Source organism: Mesorhizobium sp. M0208 (assembly GCF_040322015.1).
Lineage (GTDB): Bacteria > Pseudomonadota > Alphaproteobacteria > Rhizobiales > Rhizobiaceae > Mesorhizobium.
In genome coordinates this window covers 106,118-120,755 of the sequence record NZ_JAMYSP010000006.1, presented here as the reverse complement: position 1 = coordinate 120,755, position 14,638 = coordinate 106,118, and the positions used below count along the sequence as shown (strand labels likewise).

General features: G+C 63.9%; 17 protein-coding genes. 8 read left to right on the top strand and 9 right to left on the bottom strand.

Annotated features, from left to right (window positions below):
• The first annotated feature begins 39 nt into the window (after positions 1 to 39).
• Positions 40 to 678, top strand: coding sequence for a TetR/AcrR family transcriptional regulator (locus NKJ17_RS09010; protein WP_352506377.1), 639 nt, complete (start codon positions 40 to 42; stop codon positions 676 to 678).
• A gap of 177 nt (positions 679 to 855) precedes the next feature.
• A complete protein-coding gene (locus NKJ17_RS09005; RefSeq protein ID WP_352506378.1) occupies positions 856 to 1,095 on the top strand; it encodes a DUF680 domain-containing protein in 240 nt (79 codons plus the stop codon).
• Positions 1,096 to 1,196: 101 nt separating this feature from the next.
• On the opposite strand, the gene NKJ17_RS09000 is transcribed toward NKJ17_RS09005, so the two are convergent.
• Genes NKJ17_RS09000 through NKJ17_RS08975 form a run of 6 tightly spaced genes read right to left on the bottom strand, consistent with a single transcriptional unit; the run spans position 1,197 to position 7,016 of the window.
• Complete coding sequence (locus NKJ17_RS09000; protein ID WP_352506379.1) at positions 1,197 to 1,421, bottom strand: hypothetical protein; 225 nt, start codon at positions 1,419 to 1,421, stop codon at positions 1,197 to 1,199.
• A 53-nt stretch (positions 1,422 to 1,474) separates the two neighbouring features.
• Positions 1,475 to 2,053: a sarcosine oxidase subunit gamma gene (locus tag NKJ17_RS08995; protein ID WP_352506380.1), complete on the bottom strand. Its 579-nt coding sequence runs from the start codon at positions 2,051 to 2,053 to the stop codon at positions 1,475 to 1,477.
• On the bottom strand, positions 2,046 to 5,039 hold the full coding sequence (locus NKJ17_RS08990; protein WP_352506381.1) for a sarcosine oxidase subunit alpha: 2,994 nt from the start codon (positions 5,037 to 5,039) through the stop codon (positions 2,046 to 2,048). Before NKJ17_RS08990 ends, NKJ17_RS08995 begins: the two co-directional genes overlap by 8 nt.
• Entirely contained in the window at positions 5,036 to 5,332 is a 297-nt protein-coding gene (locus tag NKJ17_RS08985; protein ID WP_352506382.1) for a sarcosine oxidase subunit delta, read from the bottom strand. Before NKJ17_RS08985 ends, NKJ17_RS08990 begins: the two co-directional genes overlap by 4 nt.
• An 8-nt stretch (positions 5,333 to 5,340) precedes the next feature.
• Positions 5,341 to 5,763, bottom strand: a complete 423-nt coding sequence (locus tag NKJ17_RS08980) for a hypothetical protein (RefSeq protein WP_352506383.1) — start codon at positions 5,761 to 5,763, stop codon at positions 5,341 to 5,343.
• Positions 5,763 to 7,016: a sarcosine oxidase subunit beta gene (locus tag NKJ17_RS08975; protein ID WP_352506384.1), complete on the bottom strand. Its 1,254-nt coding sequence runs from the start codon at positions 7,014 to 7,016 to the stop codon at positions 5,763 to 5,765. The genes NKJ17_RS08980 and NKJ17_RS08975 overlap by 1 nt, the downstream gene beginning before the upstream one ends.
• Before the next feature lie 272 nt (positions 7,017 to 7,288).
• Here NKJ17_RS08975 and NKJ17_RS08970 point away from each other — a divergent pair, with 272 nt between their 5' ends.
• From NKJ17_RS08970 to NKJ17_RS08945, 6 genes are all read left to right on the top strand, one after another.
• A complete protein-coding gene (locus tag NKJ17_RS08970) occupies positions 7,289 to 8,047 on the top strand; it encodes an SDR family oxidoreductase (RefSeq protein ID WP_352506385.1) in 759 nt (252 codons plus the stop codon).
• A gap of 108 nt (positions 8,048 to 8,155) precedes the next feature.
• The gene (locus NKJ17_RS08965) at positions 8,156 to 8,542 is read left to right on the top strand and encodes an SET domain-containing protein (protein WP_352506386.1); all 387 of its coding nucleotides are present in this window, start codon (positions 8,156 to 8,158) and stop codon (positions 8,540 to 8,542) included.
• Positions 8,543 to 8,810: 268 nt separating this feature from the next.
• Positions 8,811 to 9,083: a 30S ribosomal protein S21 gene (gene rpsU, locus NKJ17_RS08960; protein WP_023675331.1), complete on the top strand. Its 273-nt coding sequence runs from the start codon at positions 8,811 to 8,813 to the stop codon at positions 9,081 to 9,083.
• Between the two features lie 161 nt (positions 9,084 to 9,244).
• Positions 9,245 to 10,090 (top strand): tetratricopeptide repeat protein, encoded by an 846-nt coding sequence (locus NKJ17_RS08955; RefSeq protein ID WP_352478138.1) that lies wholly within the window; start codon positions 9,245 to 9,247, stop codon positions 10,088 to 10,090.
• Positions 10,091 to 10,226: 136 nt separating this feature from the next.
• Positions 10,227 to 10,700 carry a DUF992 domain-containing protein gene (locus NKJ17_RS08950; RefSeq protein WP_352506387.1) on the top strand — a complete coding sequence of 158 codons (474 nt, stop codon included), beginning with the start codon at positions 10,227 to 10,229 and terminating at the stop codon, positions 10,698 to 10,700.
• Positions 10,701 to 11,109: 409 nt separating this feature from the next.
• A complete protein-coding gene (locus NKJ17_RS08945; RefSeq protein ID WP_352506388.1) occupies positions 11,110 to 12,642 on the top strand; it encodes an MFS transporter in 1,533 nt (510 codons plus the stop codon).
• Positions 12,643 to 12,664: 22 nt separating this feature from the next.
• Here NKJ17_RS08945 and coaBC read toward each other — a convergent pair whose 3' ends face one another.
• From coaBC to NKJ17_RS08930, 3 genes are read right to left on the bottom strand one after another with little or no spacing between them, the layout of a single operon-like run.
• Entirely contained in the window at positions 12,665 to 13,891 is a 1,227-nt protein-coding gene (gene coaBC / locus NKJ17_RS08940; protein ID WP_254816873.1) for a bifunctional phosphopantothenoylcysteine decarboxylase/phosphopantothenate--cysteine ligase CoaBC, read from the bottom strand.
• A 25-nt stretch (positions 13,892 to 13,916) separates the two neighbouring features.
• Positions 13,917 to 14,324, bottom strand: coding sequence for a type II toxin-antitoxin system VapC family toxin (locus tag NKJ17_RS08935; RefSeq protein ID WP_352506389.1), 408 nt, complete (start codon positions 14,322 to 14,324; stop codon positions 13,917 to 13,919).
• Positions 14,321 to 14,581 carry a FitA-like ribbon-helix-helix domain-containing protein gene (locus tag NKJ17_RS08930; RefSeq protein WP_254816871.1) on the bottom strand — a complete coding sequence of 87 codons (261 nt, stop codon included), beginning with the start codon at positions 14,579 to 14,581 and terminating at the stop codon, positions 14,321 to 14,323. The genes NKJ17_RS08935 and NKJ17_RS08930 overlap by 4 nt, the downstream gene beginning before the upstream one ends.
• Positions 14,582 to 14,638 lie beyond the last annotated feature (57 nt).

Sequence of the window (14,638 nt, the reverse complement as noted above, 5' to 3'; positions counted from 1 at the left end):
TATGCTGCATCCAGCCATCGGTCATAAGGCAGTAGAAAGTTGCAGCTAAGCGTCCAGGAGCGCCGCGAAAAACAAAAGGCCGAACTGCGTTCCGAACTTGTCGACGCCGCGCACAAGCTTGTCCAGGAAGAAGGCTATGGCGGCCTCACCATCCGCAAGCTCGCCAAGCGCGTTGGCTATGCGCCGATGTCGGTCTATTCCTATTTCGCCGACAAGCAGGACATCCTGTTCGCGCTGGCCGAGGATGCCTTCGAGACCTTGGCCAGGCGCATCGCAAACCATACGGCCGACGACCCGATCGAGGCGCTCAAGGCGGTGCTTGTCGAATACGCCGCCTTTGGGCTGGAAAATCCCAACGAATACCGCACCGTCTTCATGACCGAAAAAGTCAGGCCGCCAGCCGGAAAGACCTTCGCCGAAATGGAGAGCGGCAACCCGGCGATGAAAGTGCTGATCGCGAGGGTCGAAGCCTGCGTTGCCGCCGGCAGGCTCAGAGGCGATCCACGCGCCATCGCCACCATGCTGTGGGCGGTCGGCCACGGCGCCATCTCGCTGCTGATCACCTTCCCGTTCTACCCGTTCGGCGACCAGACGACGTTCATCACACGGATCGGCGACATCATGCTCGAAGCCATCGCCGCGCACGAGATTGCGCCGCTCACGCCGGTCAACTGCTGAAGAGCGGCGCTCCTCCCGATCTGCAGGATCTTCTCCAAACGTTCTGCGCTGCGGCGCCGAGCGTTCGGCAATTCTCCGTACGCGTACGATTTTGCTTGAACACCGGGAGTCAAGGGCGTATCTGTACGCAGTTCCGTACACGTACGAGAAATTCAATAGCTGAACCGGAGACCGACGATGAAGAAGGCAGTCCTCACGCTCGCCGCCCTGCTGGCGCTCTCTGGCGCCGCATTTGCCGGCAGCAGTCAGCCAGCCAAGCAAGAAGCGGCCTGCATCGACACCAAGACCGGTGCTAAGCTCGATTGCGCGCCGACCGGATCGCTTGAAAAGGCGGACGCCGCGGCCCACAAGGCCGGCAGCAAGGGCCCGAGGCTCGGCATCGGCATCGACCCGTGGATCGTGCCAAGCAGCTTCTGAGCCGGTCGGGCGACAATACGCGGTGAGGAACCGAAAGGGCGGCAGGAATTTCCGGCCGCCGATCTTGTCTGCTTCAGCCCTGCTTTATCGCGGCGTGCAGATCACTTCTTACGCTTCTGTCCCGCCACGTTTTTACGCTTGCCGGGTCTTGCCGGTGCGCCGGGAATGGCCGTTCCGGTGATCGACACCGGATCGCTGGCCGGGAATGTATCCTCGAGGCCTTCCTCGAGTTCCTCTTCGATATCCGTCCCAGTGCGCTGCTCGTCTTCAAAAGAGCGCACGGCCGGCGTCTTGACCGGCGACTTCGGCGCGGAGTTCGGCGGCATTTGCATTCTCCCTCGGCTCGCTGTCGCAGAACGGTCAGGCGCGGCGAACATGCCTATGCTGCCGCGTCGCGCGCTGCCTCGGACAGAAAAGTAAAGACATAATCGGAAAAGGAACGCCAGCATTCGACGCGGAACGCGTCGGCCGCCGTGCGCAACAGCACAATTTCGACCTTGCCGAGAATGCTACGCGACGCCGCCCCGACCGGAAAGGCGTCGAGCGACAGATCCTGCGGGCAGCCGGCATTGATCGTCGCCGCGGCAGCCGGACCGATAACCGATATGGCGACGTTGCGGTGCGAGATGCCGACCGCCGAATGCAGTACGGAAATGCTGGCGCAGTCGGCGAGCGGATCTTTTCCGTTCTCGTCGATGACCAGCCATTCGTCCGGCCCGAGCCACAAGGCCGTGCGTCCGGCCTTTACCGCCGAGGTCTTCGGCCTTTGCGGCAGGACGACACCGAGCGCTTTCGAAAGTGCCGCAATCGAGGCTTCCGGCGCGCGCAGCGATATGCGCTCGGCCGGCGGCAGCACGGCAAGTGTAACGCCGGCGGCGGAAAGCGACTGGCCGGCGAGAGCCGGACGGCGTTCGACTGAGGGTCCGGCGGCGCCGGTTTTCACGGCGGCCTTAGCCATTGAGGCGCTCCCCCTTCTCGTCGAAGAACACCATGCCGGTGACCTCCACCTCGATCACCCCGTTCGGCATCGGCACATAGAGCGTCTCGCCCGTGCGATCGCGGCCGCCGGCGACCAGCCCCAGCGCGATCGAGCGGCCGCAATTTTGCGACCAATAGCTCGACGTGACATGGCCAATCATCTTCATCGGGATTGCCTGCTTCGGGTTCGCGACGATCTGTGCGCCCTCCTCCAGCACCACCTTGGGATCCCTGGTCTTCAGGCCGACAAGCTGCTTGCGGCCCTTGGCGACCAGATCCGGCCGCGCCATGCCGCGGATGCCGACGAAGTCGGTCTTCTTCTTGCCGACCGCCCAGTCGAGCCCGGCGTCGTTCGGCGTCACCGTGCCGTCGGTATCCTGGCCGACGATGATGTAGCCCTTTTCGGCGCGCAGCACATGCATAGACTCTGTGCCATAGGCACAGGCGCCATGCTTCTGGCCCTCGGCCCACAACGCTTCCCAGACCGCTTCGCCGTAGTCGGCCGGCACGTTGACCTCGAAGCCGCGCTCACCGCTGAACGACATGCGAAACAGCCTGGTCGGCACGCCGCAAATCCGGCCTTCGCGCACCGACATATGCGGCAGCGCCTCATCCGACATGTCGATGCCCTCGACCAGCGGCGCAATGATGTCGCGAGACTTCGGTCCCTGCACGGCAATTACCGCCCATTGCTCGGTAATCGAGGTCAGCCAGACATTGAGATGCGGGAACTCGGTCTGGAGATAGTCTTCCATATGGTTCATGACCCGCGGCGCGCCGCCGGTCGTCGTCGTCACGTGGAAACGGTCGGGTGCAAGCCTGCCGACGACACCGTCGTCATAGATGAAGCCGTCCTCGCGCAGCATGATGCCGTAACGGCAGCGGCCGGGCTCGAGCTTTTCCCATGGATTGGTGTAGAGCAGTTCCATGAATTTGGCCGCATCCGGCCCGACCACCTCGATCTTGCCCAGCGTCGAGGCGTCGAACAGGCCGGCTGTCTTGCGCACCGTGACGCATTCGCGGTCGACGGCGGCATGTATGTCCTCGCCCGGCTTCGGGAAATACCAGGCGCGCTTCCACTGACCGACATCCTCGAATACAGCGCCCTGGCGCTCGGCCCAGGGATGGATCGCCGTCTTGCGGGTCGGGTCGAACAGGGGACCCCGTGCGTGCCCGACGATCGAGCCGAATGTCACCGGCGTGTAGGGCGCCCGGAACGTCGTCAGCCCGACCTGCGGGATCGGCTTGCCCAACGTCTCGGCGGCAATCGCCAGGCCGTGCATGTTGGAGGTCTTGCCCTGGTCGGTCGCCATGCCATTGGTAGTGAAGCGCTTGACGTGCTCGATCGAGCGCATGCCCTCATGCACTGCCTGGCGGATGTCCTTGGCGGTGACGTCGTTCTGGAAGTCGACGAACGCCTTCACCGTCGTGTCCGCGCCGGCACCGGGTGCTGCACCCAGCATGCCGCGCGACCAGCTTTCGCCGGCATCGACCTTCGGCTTGGCGCTCTTGGCGGGCTTGCCGCCGACATCTTTGGCCGCCTTGGCGCCGGCGGCGTAAGCTTCGTCGATGGTCGCCGACAGCCCGTCGGTGCCGTTGCAGGCGCCGACCGAGACGCAGTCCTGCGCATAAATTCCGGGCACAAAGCGCTTGGTCTCGTCGTTGAAGGCGACCTTGCCGCGTGATTGCGAGAACAGATGCACCGATGGCGTCCAGCCCGCCGACATCAGGATCGCGTCGACCGGAATGGTGCGCTCGCCGCCGCCGTTCTTCGGCTGCACGGTCATCGACGACACCCGCAATTTGCCGCCGGCGCGGATCACCGCGCGACCGAAATTGACCTCGATGCCGAGCGCCCTCGCCTCGTCGATCACCGGCCCGGTCGGGTTGTCGCGCAGATCGACGATCGCCGCCACGTTGATGCCGGCCTTCTTCAGATCGATCGCCGCCGCGTAGGCGGAATCGTTCGCCGTATAGACGCCGACATTCCTGCCGACGGCGACGCCGTAATGGTTGAGATAGGTGCGCGCCGCCGACGCCAGCATGATGCCGGGGCGGTCGTTTTCGGCAAACACCATGTGCCGCTCGATGGCGCCGGTCGCCAGCACCACGCGTTTGGCACGAACCTGCCACAGCCGCTCGCGCGGCAGGTCGCGTCCGGGGTTCTGCAGATGGTCGCTGACGCGCTCGACCAGCCCGACGAAATTCTGCGCGTAATAGCCGAACGCCGTGGTGCGCGGCAGCACGCGCATATTGTCCATCGACTTCAACTTGGCGACGGCGGACTGCGCCCAGGCAAAACCATCCTGGCCATCGATCCTGGCGCCGCTCTCGAAATGAAGGCTGCCGCCGAATTCCGCCTGCTCGTCGGCAAGGATGACACGCGCCCCGGTTTCAGCCGCGGCCAATGCCGCGGCGATACCCGCGGCACCGCCGCCCAGCACCAGCACCTCGCAGTGGGCGAAGCGCGCCGAATAATGGTCGGGGTCCGGCTGGTCGGGAGCGACGCCAAGGCCGGCGGCGGCCCTAATCTTGGGTTCGTAGAGGTTTTTCCATGCAGTCTTCGGCCACATGAAGGTCTTGTAGTAGAAGCCGGCCGAAAGCATCGGCGAGGCGATACTGCTGACGGCGCCGACGTCGAAGGCGAGCGACGGCCAGCGGTTCTGTGACTGTGCGGTCAGCCCGTCATAGAGCTCTTGCACCGTAGCTCGGACGTTCGGCGTCTTGCGTGCCGCGTCGCGTTTGATCTCGACCAGCGCGTTCGGCTCTTCGGCGCCGGCCGACAGAAAGCCGCGCGGCCGGTGGTACTTGAACGACCGGCCGACAAGATGGACGCCATTGGCAAGCAGCGCCGAGGCCAGCGTGTCGCCCTCGATACCGGTATAGGGACGGCCATCGAAGCTGAAGCCAGCTATCTTTGCCTGTTTGAGCCGTCCGGCGCCGGCAATGCGGAATGTCGCGCTCATTTTGCGGCTCCCGGCAGCTTTACGGGCTTCGGCTCGCCGGCCTTGTAGGTCATCAGGAACCTGTCGCTGACGGTGTCGCGCACGGCGTTGAAGAACCGCGCGCAGCCATGCATGTGCCGCCAGCGCTCATAGATGATGCCTTTGGGATTTGAGCGGATGAAGAAGAACTTTTCGAAATCGTCGTCGCTCTCGCCGGCGATGTTAAGGGAACGCGCAATATGCGCCTCGCCGGCGTTGCGGAACTCGAGCTCCGGACGCTCTTCCTCGCAATAGGGGCAGCGGATGAGAAGCATGGTTGGTCCTACAATTCGCCGTGGCCGAGGCGGGCGCCGGCCGGTTGGTCGCAAAGCCTCTGGCCCAAGGTCACGAAGGGCGCGACGAGCCGGATGCGCTCCTCGATGCTTGCCGCAGGGCTGAAGAGGTCGCGGTTGGCCATGTTGCCGATCGTCAGCAGGACCGGATCGACCGTGACGATGACGACGCGCGGTTCGAACGGCTCGTCGTCGTCCAGATCCGCCGGCCGGCCTTCAAGAAACGAGACGACCCTTTGTCCGCCGCTCCAGACGCAGGCCAGAATGCCGTCGTCGACGGAAAACGGCCATTCGGTCTCGTTTTCGGCGCGGCTGATCGGCTGCGTGCGCACCTCGTCCGGCGACGGAAAATGGAACAGGCCTTGCTCGCCGGCGAGCATCAGCGGCATGGCGACGGCCATCTCGGTCATCATCAGTGCGCCACCGCTGCCGCCGCCGCCTCGTCGATGAGGCGGCCGGTGCGGAAGCGCTCGATGGTGAAGGGCGCGTTGATCGGGTGCGGATCGTCCCTGGCGATGGTATGGGCAAAGACATGGCCCGAACCCGGCGTCGCCTTGAAACCGCCCGTGCCCCAACCGCAATTGACATAGAGGCCGGGCACTGGCGTCTTGGCCAGGATCGGCGAACGGTCCGGCGTCACGTCGACGATGCCGCCCCATGAGCGCAGCATCTTCATACGGGTGAAGATCGGGAACATCTCGCAGATCGCATCGAGCGTATGTTGCAAAATGTGCAGCCCGCCGGTCTGCGAATAGGAGACATACTGGTCGGTGCCGGCGCCGATGACCAGTTCGCCCTTGTCGGACTGCGAGATATAGGCATGCACCGTGTTCGACATGACTACGCAGGGCACCACCGGCTTGACCGGCTCCGACACCAGCGCCTGCAGCGGATAGCTTTCCAGCGGCATACGCACGCCGGCCATGTTCATGATCACCGAGGAGTGGCCGGCGGCGACCACGCCGATCTTCCTGGCGCCGATGAAGCCGCGCGTCGTCTCGACGCCCGTGACCGCGCCGTTCGGCGCCCGTTTGACGCCGGTGACCTCGCAATTCTGGATGATGTGGACGCCGCGCGCCGAGGCGCCGCGCGCATAGCCCCAGGCGACCGCATCGTGACGCGCCGTGCCGCCGCGGCGCTGCAGGGAGGCGCCCATCACCGGATAGCGCGCATTGCGCGAAATGTTGAGCGGCGGGCAGAATTCCTTGGCCTGCTCCGGCGTCAGCCATTCGTTGTCGATGCCGTTCAGCCGGTTGGCATGGACGTGGCGCTGCAGCACCTGGATGTCGTGGATGTTATGGGCCAGCATCATGACGCCGCGCGGCGAATACATGACGTTGTAGTTGAGCTCCTGGCTGAGCCCGTCCCACAGCTTCAGCGCGTGATCGTAGATTCCGGCGCTCTCGTCGTAGAGATAGTTCGAGCGGATAATGGTGGTGTTGCGGCCGGTATTGCCGCCGCCGAGCCAGCCTTTTTCCAATACCGCGACGTTGGTGATGCCGTGCACGGTGGCGAGATAATAGGCGGTGGCCAGGCCGTGGCCGCCGGCGCCGACGATGATGACGTCGTACTCCTTCTTCGGCTCCGGCGAGGACCACTGTTCCTCCCAACCCTTGTGGCCGCGCATGGCCTCGCGGGCGATGGCGAATACCGAGTATTTCTTCAACGTCGCAGGCCTCGCAAATGACGGCCGGGCAGATCAGCCAACCCCGGCGCGCGAGCTTGTATCACTAGCGAAACGGCGCTGCCAGCCTTGCACTGTTTGCGACGGCGCTTGCCGTTTTGCGCCGTGATGAAAAAGAGGCATGCGACGTGATGGAGCGATCAAACCACATCTGAAGCACCTTGCACGTATCGGGTGGCTCCGACCAACCCCATTTGCGACCAAGCATCCAATTGCCGGCAAAATGCCGGCGCGAAAAAAGGATGCAAAAAAAAATGCTCGCACTTGCCAACAAGATCGCCATCGTCACTGGCGCCAGTTCCGGCATAGGCCGCGCCACGGCCAAGCTGTTTGCGGAGGAAGGCGCCAAGGTGGTCGTCGCTGCCCGCCGCAAGGCGGAGCTTGACGCGCTCGTTGCCGAAATCGAAGACGCCGACGGCACCGCCATCGCCCTTGCCGGCGATGTCCGCGACGAAGCCTACGCGAAGGCCCTGGTCGACCTGGCGGTCGAGAAATTCGGCGGGCTGGACATCGCCTTCAACAATGCCGGTTCGGTCGGCAAGACCGGGCCGGTTTCGGAGCTGTCGCTGGAGGGCTGGCGCGAGACGCTCGACACCAACCTGACCAGCGCCTTTCTCGGCGCAAAATATCAGGTGCCGGCGATGGTCGACCGCGGCGGCGGATCGCTGATCTTCACCTCCACCTTTGTCGGCCACACGGTCGGCATGCCCGGCATGACCAGCTATGCCGCGAGCAAGGCCGGACTGATCGGATTGACGCAGGTGCTGGCCGCCGAATATGGCGCTAGGGGCGTGCGGGTCAACGCGCTGCTGCCGGGCGGCACCGACACGCCCTCGGCAACGTTCAAGACACCTGAATCGCGAGCCTTCGTCGAAAACCTGCATGCCTTGAAGCGCGTCGCCGAGCCTGACGAGATCGCCCGCTCGGCGCTCTATCTGGCTTCCGATGCATCGAGCTTCACCACCGGCACGGCGTTGTTCGCCGACGGCGGCGTCTCGATCACCCGCACGTGAAGCGTTTCGCGGTCGGCCTAGGCCCGCAAGCCGCAATGCCTGAAAACCGGTCTTGCTTTTCCCGGCGATTTGACGATTCCGTCTTCTCCTCGAAAACGGGTTGGAAACATGCTGCTGATCAGGACCTATATCGCTGCAAGCGCAATCGAAGGCGTCGGTGTGTTCGCCGCCGAGCCGATCCGGAAAGGGGCGCAGATCTGGCGGCTCGATCCGGACTTCGACCGGCTGATCCCGGTGGAAAGATACGAGACGGCGCCGCCGCACCTCAAGGAATTGCTCGACAGATATGCCTATCCCAGTCCGGACCGGCCGGGCTTCATGGTCTATGAGGTCGACAATGGCCGTTTCATGAACCACGCCGACAAGCCGAACACCGACTTTTCGCAATATGGCGGGGCCACTGCGACCCGCGACATCGCCGCCGGCGAGGAGATAACCTGCGACTACGGCGAGTTCTTCGAAGGTTTCGAGCAGCTCCACCTGGCCACGGTGTAGCGACGCCTATCTGGCCCACGGCGAATTTTGTTCTTGCTTTGTGCCGGCAGCTATGCTACTAATCTCAATATGGTGCTGATTCACACCAACGACCCGCCGCTGAGGCGGGTTTTTTCGTTTCGAGGTCGGCACCGCCTCTCAATCGGCAGTGGACAGAGCGCCTTGATTCTGCTATCAGCCGCCCCAATTCGTGGTGTAACGCGCCGCGGAGGCTTGTGGCTATGGCCGCTTGCCTATTGATTTCAAACCCGAAAAGACAGGATTGCCCGTGCAGGTACTCGTCCGCGACAACAATGTTGATCAGGCGCTTCGCGCGCTCAAGAAAAAGATGCAGCGCGAAGGCATCTTCCGCGAAATGAAGATGCGCGGACATTACGAGAAGCCCTCCGAGAAGCGCGCCCGTGAAAAGGCGGAAGCCGTGCGCCGTGCCCGCAAGCTGGCCCGCAAGCGTGCCCAGCGCGAAGGCCTGCTGCCGATGACGCCGCGTCCGGTCGCGGCCGGTGCTGCCGGTGCCGGTGCCCCGCGTCCGCCGCGGTTCTGACGCCAATTTTTCGTCCTTTTCCAAGGATATCCAGGGTGGCGCGATGCGGAATCGCCGCCACCTTTTTGTTGTGATGTAGACCCGGTTCGAAAGGACCGGTTGGGAGAGATGCCGGTTCGGAGGGGGAACGGACCAGACGGCGCAGTAAGGACAGGGCAGACATGGACGCAATTACCGTAGAGCGCAGAACCGCGTGGCGCGGCCTCGCCCTGACGGCAGCCCTGCTTTCCGGGATGGCGCTTGCCAGCTGCCAGAGCGTTCCGACCGGCGAGTTCAACAACATCGACAAGGCGCAAGCCTCGAGCGAGAACATCTCCTCGCTGTCGGCGGTGATCCAGCGCAACCCCCAGGATCCGGAAGCCTACAATGTGCGCGGCTCGGCCTATGGCCGCGGCGGCCAGTACCAGGCGGCGCTGAAGGACTTCAACACCGCCATCCAGCTCAATCCGAATTTTTACCAGGCCTATTCGAACCGCGCGCTCATCCAGCGCTTCCTCGGCGACCAGGCGAGCGCGCTTGCCGACTACAACCGCTCGATCCAGATCAATCCCAACTATGACGCCGCCTATATCGGCCGCGGCAATCTCTACCGCAGGGCGGGCCGGGTGCAGGAAGCCTTCAACGATTTCCAGAAGGCCATCCAGCTCGACACGACCGACGCGCGCGCCTATCACAATCGCGGCCTGATCTACCAGAGCCAGGGCCAGCACGCCTTTGCCATCGAGGATTTCTCGACCGCCATTTCGCTGGCGCCGGACGCCTCCGAGCCCTACAATGGACGCGGCCTCTCCTACCTGGCCATGAACGACGAGGACAATGCCTTCGCCGACTTCAATATGGCCATCAAGCTCGACGGTAAGAACGCCGAGGCGTGGTCCAACCAGGCGCTGATCTACGAGCGGCGCGGCGACAAGGTCAGGGCCGCGAAATCATACCGCGAGGCCGTGCACCTCAATCCGACCTACCAGCCGGCCAAGGACGGCCTGGCCCGCACCAGCACCGGCTGAGCGGCCGGTTAATCGGGCGGCCCTTTCCGCGCCCCGACAACCCTGCGTTTACCCTTGCCTTGCTGGCGCCAAGTTGTCGGCGGAACGCTCGGCGTGCTCAGCCGTTTGTACAAGGCAATTTCGAAAGGACCCTGCCATGATCAAGAAACTCGCTTGTGCCGCCGCTTTCGCGACGACCGTCGTTGCCGCTCCCGCCAGCGCCAGCAAGCTCCAGCTCGGCGTGCTCGACTGCACCATCGACGGCGGCACGGCCTATCTCGTCACCTCCAACAAGGGTGTTTCCTGTGTCTTTCGTCCACATCGTGGCGGCCCCTCCGAAGTCTATACCGGGGTGATTTCCAAGCTCGGCGTCGATGTCGGCCGGACGCATCAGGGCCAGCTGGTATGGGCGGTTCTGGCGGCGACCCGCAATCACGATGAAGGCGACCTTGCCGGCAGCTACTATGGCGTGAACGCCGAGGCCAGCGTGGTCACCGGTGGCGGCGCCAATCTCCTGGTCGGCGGCCTCGACAGCGCCTTTTCGCTGCAGCCGCTCAGTGTCCAGGCACAGACGGGCGTCAACCTGGCGGTCGCCGTCACCTCGCTGGACCTGATCCATTCGTTCAAATAGCGGCGCGGCATGGCTCCCGAGCGGCGGGGAGCGTAGGTGTCGGCCTGCGAATAGCTGCCGAAGGTTCATAGATTCCGGCAGGCCCACTCCGCAGAGGATGGGCCGCCCTGATGTTCAAAGTTGCGGCGCTCGAAGATCACGGCATGGCAACTGTGTTCATGCCGTTACCGTGACCGAAGATTGCGGCGATCCAATATTGCTTGTCTTCGGTCTGACCAGAATCTCAACGCCTCGTGATCGTCCCCCATCGCGCAATTTGAAATCCGCCACGTCAACGGCGATCAAAACCGCTTGATCTCAACTCCGGTTGAGGTTCTAGAAGTCCTCCCATACTGCGGCATGTACTCATTTGGACGTGAAGAACGCTCCAATACTTTAGACCAGCGTCTGAGAAAGCCTGGGGGACTGGATGACCAAAACAAGCACAAACGGGGTCGATTGGCGCGCGCTGTGGGCGAGCGGCGATCTGGCGCGCTTCTGCTTCATCAGCCTCGGCATTCTGCTGCACGCCACCAACGAAACCATGGTAGCAACGGTCATGCCGGCCATGGTCGGCGAACTTGCCGGCGTGCAACTGGTCGGCTGGTCGCTGGCGATCTACGAGCTCGGCGCCATCGTTGCCGGTGCGGCCGCCGGACGGCTGGTGAGCTATGTCGCGCTGCGTACCAACATGATGGTCGCCGCAATGCTCTATGCCGCCGGCGCGCTGGTCTGCGCCACCGCGCCTTCGATGCCGCTGTTCCTCTGCGGCCGCCTGATCGAAGGGCTCGGTGGCGGCGCGCTGGTGTCGCTGGCCTTCGTCTCGGTCGAGCGGCTGTTTGCCCGCGCGATCTGGCCGCAGCTTTTCGGCGTCATGTCGGCGATCTGGGGTGTCGCCGCTTTCAGCGGGCCGGTGCTCGGCGCGGTCATGACCGAATTCTCGTCCTGGCGCTGGGCCTTCGGCGTCTTCACCCTGGGAGGCACGGCCATGGCGCTGGCAAGCTTCCTCGTGCTCGATACGCCTGAAGCAACGAGGCCGCAGGCGACGGGCGGCTCGGCGCCGCCCTTCCCCTTTGCGGCACTTGGCTGCCTCGCCGGCAGCGTCGTGCTGATTGCCACTGCCGGCGTCGACATCGCCCTGCTGCGCTCGTCGCTGCTGCTCACCCTCGGCCTGATCGGCCTGGCGCTGTTTATCTATATCGACGCACTGAAGCCGCGCTCGCGCCTGTTCCCGTCGCGGCTGTTCTCATGGCGCTCGTCGGTCGGCGCGGGCATGACCATGGTCGCGGCGTTTTCGGTGGCGACCTGCTCGTTCGCGGTCTACGGACCACTGCTTCTGACCAGCCTTCACGGCATTCCGATCCTGACCACCGGCTACATCATCGCCGCCGAATCGATCGCCTGGTCGATCCTGTCGATCCTCGTCGCCAATGCGCCACCGGAGCGCGAGCGGCTGATCATCGTCGGCGGGGCGCTGATGGTCGCCACGGGCGTCGCCGGTTTCGCCTATACGGTGCCGGCCGGCTCGATCCCGCTGATCCTGTTTTGTGCTTTGTTGCAAGGCGGCGGCTTCGGCATAGCCTGGCCGTTCGTCACGCGTGTCATCGTGGTATCGGCCAAGGAAGGCGAGCAGACGATCGCCTCGGCCGCCGTGCCGACCATGCAGCGCATCGGCTATGCGGTGGGTGCGGCATTGACCGGCATCGTAGCCAACGCCAGCGGCTTTTCAGAGGGCCTGAACCGCGAGGCCGCGGCAAACGTCGCTGCCTGGCTGTTCCTGGCGTTTATCCCGCTCGGGATCCTGGGATGCCTTGCCGCCTTGCGGATTTCGGGGGCGCCGCCAGCGAAGCTGCCGATCTCCCCCTTCGCAGGGAAGATTGACCAATGCATGTCGCGCAAAGGTGTGCAGCGGTTTTGCGGTAACGACATGCATCAAAACAAGAACCTAAAGCGCGTCACATGAGGCCGGTCGAACGCGACGCGCTTTAGACGACGACCGTCTTCAGCCGCTCGGCGATCAGTGCCGCGAGCCGCGTCGCCACCTCATCCTTGCTCATCTCCGGCCATTCCTCGACGCCGGCCTTTGAGACGATCCGCACCTTGTTGCGGTCGCCGCCCATCACGCCCGGAGCACCATCTTCATGCGAGACATCATTGGCGACGATAAGATCGGCCCCCTTTTTTGCAAGCTTGGCCTCGGCATTCCTGACCAGATCCTGCGTCTCCGCAGCGAAACCGACCACCAGCATCGGCCGCTTTTTGTGATGCCCGACACCGGCAAGAATATCGGGATTTTCCACCATCTGCAGCGCCGGCGGCCCCTCGCCCGCCACCTTCTTGATCTTTTCCCCGGCCGAACTTTGAGTGCGCCAGTCGGCGACAGCCGCGACGAACACTGCCGCGTCGGCCGGCAGCAGCTGCTCGACAGCGTCCTTCATCTCGACGGCCGTTTCGACATGCAGCGTGGCGACGCCGGCCGGATCGGCAATGCCAACCGGACCGGAGACGAGACGCACATCGGCGCCGAGCCTGGCCAGCGCCGCCGCAATGGCGTGGCCCTGCTTGCCCGACGACCGGTTGGCGATGTAGCGGACCGGGTCGATCGGCTCATGCGTCGGCCCGGAGGTGACAATGATCTTCCTGCCTGCCAGCGGCTTTGGCCGGCCGTCGAGCAGCGCCTCGATCGCGGCGACGATCTCCAGCGGCTCGGCCATGCGGCCCTCGCCCACCTCGTTGCTCTCGGCCATCTCGCCCTTCGCCGGGCCGACGAATGCGACGCCGTCCTTGCTCAGCGCCGCACGGTTGCGGCGGACCGCCGGATGCGCCCACATTTTCGGGTTCATCGCCGGCGCCATCAAAACTCGCTTGTCGGTGGCGATGAGCACGGTCGAGGCAAGGTCGTTGGCATGGCCATTGGCGAGCTTTGCCATCAGGTCGGCGGTGGCCGGCGCCACGACCACAAGGTCGGCCTCGCGCGACAGCCTGATATGGCCGATATCGTGCTCGTCCTGCCGGTCGAACAGTTCGGTGAAAACATGGTCGGCGGACAGCGCCCCGGCCGACAGCGTGGTGACGAATTCCTGCGCCGCGGCGGTCATCACCACCCGCACTGCCGCACCGCGCTCGCGCAGCCGACGGATCAGGTCGAGCGCCTTGTAGGCAGCAATGCCTCCGCCGATGATGAGCAGGATGCGCTTGCCGGAGAGGGTCATGCCCGAGGCCAGTTCTTGTCCAATGTCATGCCGGCTTCAGCGCCGATTCGATGTCGGTATGGATGAAATCGTCACCCTTGAAAAGTAGCGGCAGGTTTCGGGTCTTGGCCAGGGCATAGGCGAAACAGTCGCCCATGTTGAGGTCAGCACGATGGCGGGATCCGCGACCGTACCGAGAGTAGGCAAGTCGTGCGACCTCGAGCTGAGCCAGATCAAAAGGAACGACCGTCAGTTCGAGGCGGTCGATGAGCACCTGAAGTTCGGCGGGGTTGATGCCACCGCTGGACCGGTTCGCCACACAATGTGCCTCCAGAAGTGTTGCAGTGCTTATCAGTACAGCAGATGAGGTGCCGAAAACATCGACGAATGCAGCCGCATCCGGCTCTGCGCCGATGATTGCGATTAACGCAGACGTATCAACTGCAACGGTCACAGAAGTCCCTCATCCCACATGTGATCAGTAAGCGCTTTGAGGTCAATGGGGTGTTCTGATTTCCGTCCGAGCGCCAAGATCTCGTCACGTGACGCTTTCAGCCGCCACTCCCCGTTCTGGAGCTTGCTCTCGGGGATCGTCACTTTGCGCAAGGCATCCCGCGCTTCCTGCTCCATCGAAACGCCGCGCGCGGCAGCGCGTTCGCGCAGCACCTGCTTCACTTCGTCATCAAGATTACGGATTGTGATAGTGCTCATAGCGTAGCTCCTCGCCGTTACATAAGCGACAAGCGGCGTGATTGCAATGACAGCACT

What these genes read in the sequence shown, in the direction of transcription:
- NKJ17_RS09005 (WP_352506378.1), top strand. Translation starts at nt 856, where the DNA reads ATGAAGAAGGCAGTCCTCACGCTCGCCGCCCTGCTGGCGCTCTCTGGC.
- NKJ17_RS09000 (WP_352506379.1), bottom strand. Translation starts at nt 1,421, where the DNA reads ATGCCGCCGAACTCCGCGCCGAAGTCGCCGGTCAAGACGCCGGCCGTG.
- NKJ17_RS08995 (WP_352506380.1), bottom strand. Translation starts at nt 2,053, where the DNA reads ATGGCTAAGGCCGCCGTGAAAACCGGCGCCGCCGGACCCTCAGTCGAA.
- NKJ17_RS08990 (WP_352506381.1), bottom strand. Translation starts at nt 5,039, where the DNA reads ATGAGCGCGACATTCCGCATTGCCGGCGCCGGACGGCTCAAACAGGCA.
- NKJ17_RS08985 (WP_352506382.1), bottom strand. Translation starts at nt 5,332, where the DNA reads ATGCTTCTCATCCGCTGCCCCTATTGCGAGGAAGAGCGTCCGGAGCTC.
- NKJ17_RS08980 (WP_352506383.1), bottom strand. Translation starts at nt 5,763, where the DNA reads ATGATGACCGAGATGGCCGTCGCCATGCCGCTGATGCTCGCCGGCGAG.
- NKJ17_RS08970 (WP_352506385.1), top strand. Translation starts at nt 7,289, where the DNA reads ATGCTCGCACTTGCCAACAAGATCGCCATCGTCACTGGCGCCAGTTCC.
- NKJ17_RS08965 (WP_352506386.1), top strand. Translation starts at nt 8,156, where the DNA reads ATGCTGCTGATCAGGACCTATATCGCTGCAAGCGCAATCGAAGGCGTC.
- NKJ17_RS08955 (WP_352478138.1), top strand. Translation starts at nt 9,245, where the DNA reads ATGGACGCAATTACCGTAGAGCGCAGAACCGCGTGGCGCGGCCTCGCC.
- NKJ17_RS08950 (WP_352506387.1), top strand. Translation starts at nt 10,227, where the DNA reads ATGATCAAGAAACTCGCTTGTGCCGCCGCTTTCGCGACGACCGTCGTT.
- NKJ17_RS08945 (WP_352506388.1), top strand. Translation starts at nt 11,110, where the DNA reads ATGACCAAAACAAGCACAAACGGGGTCGATTGGCGCGCGCTGTGGGCG.
- coaBC (WP_254816873.1), bottom strand. Translation starts at nt 13,891, where the DNA reads ATGACCCTCTCCGGCAAGCGCATCCTGCTCATCATCGGCGGAGGCATT.
- NKJ17_RS08930 (WP_254816871.1), bottom strand. Translation starts at nt 14,581, where the DNA reads ATGAGCACTATCACAATCCGTAATCTTGATGACGAAGTGAAGCAGGTG.